Consider the following 1,788-nt stretch of genomic DNA (forward strand, 5'->3'; position numbering starts at 1 on the left):
GCCGCCGCTGCCCAGCGCCATCGTGCTCGGCATCGCCTCGTCGTAGATCACCTCCAGCATGCCGTTGACGTTCTCCAGCCGCACCACCCGCTTCGACTCCGGCTGGCCGGGCGCCATGTCGTAGATCACGGTGAGGCCGCCGCCGCCCTGGCTGATCATCACCTCGCGCACGATGCGCTCGCCCATCATCGGGCCGAGCTGGACGCGCTGCCCGAATTGCATGGGCAGCGGGGCAGGCGCGTTCGACTGGGACAGGGCCGGGGCGGCACCGCCGAGCGCGGCGAGGGCGAGGGCCAGGGCGGATAGGGTCGTACGCACGGCGTGTCTCCCCTTCGGTTGCCAGCGATGTGCACTGCGGGGATACGGCAGTTCGCGTTGTTCCATATTGGCCAGAGCAGGCGGCTTTTTCCGATTCGTGCTGAATCCTGCGCTGCTGCCGAGCACCGCGCGCAAGCACCGTCCGGGATGCCGCTCAGCGGCACCGGCGCCCCGTGCCGGCGCGAGGCGCCCTGGACGGCGCGAGCACAGCCCTATGCTCAAGGTGGCGGCGCTTCGCGACCACCTACGGAGTGCTTGACAGCGGGTAGGGAGTCCAACGCCGTTCAAAGGCGGTCACGCCGCCGCCTCGGAGCGCCTGGGCAACCGCCAGTTCGGCCGCGGGAAGTGGCAGGTGTAGCCGCTCGGGAGGCGCTCGAGGTAGTCTTGGTGCTCGGGCTCGGCCTCCCAGAACTCGCGCGCGGGCGACACCTTGGTCACCGCCCTGCCCGGCCACAGCCCCGACGCGTCCACGTCGGCGATGGTCCGTTCGGCTTCCGCCTTCTGCGCCTCGGAGGTGTAGAAGATCTCCGACCGGTAGGAGGATCCCACGTCGTTGCCCTGCCGATCCTTGGTCGTCGGATCGTGGATCTGGAAGAAGTACTCCAGCAGGTCGCGGTAGCTGATTCGCTCCGGGTCGAAGAGGATCTCGATGGCCTCCGCATGCCCCTTGTGGTCGCGGTAGGTGGCGTCCGGCACGTCCCCGCCGGTGTAGCCGACCCGCGTCTTCCGCACGCCCGGGAGCTTGCGGAACAGGTCCTGCATGCCCCAGAAGCAGCCGCCGGCCAGGACGGCCCGCTCGGTGTCGCTCATCGCGCCGTCTCCTTGCTGGCGTTGTCGAACAGATGCAACAGGTCGCCGTAGCCCTCTGCCTCCATCGCCTCGAGCGGGATGAACCGGAGCGCGGCGGAGTTGATGCAGTAGCGCATCCCGCCCGCGTCCCGCGGCCCGTCCGGGAAGACGTGGACGAGATGGCTGTCGCCCTGCTTGGAGCGCACTTCGACGCGGCGCATGCCGCGGCCGAGATCGGTCTTCTCGACCACGTTGCCGCACAAGATCGGTCGCGTGAAGCTCGGCCAGCCGGTCCCGCTCTCGAACTTGTCCGAGGACGCGAAAAGCGGTTCGCCGGAGACGACGTCGACGTAGATCCCTGCCGCCTTGTTGTTCAGGTGCTCGCCGGTGAACGGGCGCTCCGTGCCCTCACGCTGGGTCACCTGATGCTGCTCGGGCGTCAGGCGTTCCAGCGCCTCCTCGCTTCTGCGATACCGAAGGCTCATGCCCCTTCCCCTGCTGCTTGCGGGCGTCCCCCTCGGGGCGGAACGCGTCGCCGATCCGGCCCGCTGGCCACGCGCCCACGACGGCTCCATCACCCCTGACACTGTGGACAGCTCAATGTAGTATTTTCGCGTGACCGGTCGCGCACTGCCGTGCGCCGACGTGACGATGCCGTTGCGGGAGAGGGCGACGTTCATC

3 protein-coding genes are annotated in these 1,788 nt (G+C 68.9%); all 3 read right to left on the reverse strand.

Annotated features, from left to right (window positions below; translation table 11 throughout):
- Nucleotides 1-318: hypothetical protein (locus VIB55_RS03370; protein WP_331875255.1), on the reverse strand; the 318-nt coding region annotated here is incomplete at its 3' end.
- A 294-nt stretch (nt 319-612) separates the two neighbouring features.
- Nucleotides 613-1,128, reverse strand: coding sequence for a peptide-methionine (S)-S-oxide reductase MsrA (gene msrA, locus VIB55_RS03375; protein ID WP_331875256.1), 516 nt, complete (start codon nt 1,126-1,128; stop codon nt 613-615).
- Nucleotides 1,125-1,592, reverse strand: a complete 468-nt coding sequence (msrB, locus tag VIB55_RS03380) for a peptide-methionine (R)-S-oxide reductase MsrB (protein WP_349262985.1) — start codon at nt 1,590-1,592, stop codon at nt 1,125-1,127. Before msrB ends, msrA begins: the two co-directional genes overlap by 4 nt.
- Nucleotides 1,593-1,788: the final 196 nt, after the last annotated feature.

This window comes from Longimicrobium sp., from assembly GCF_036554565.1.
Classification (GTDB): domain Bacteria; phylum Gemmatimonadota; class Gemmatimonadetes; order Longimicrobiales; family Longimicrobiaceae; genus Longimicrobium.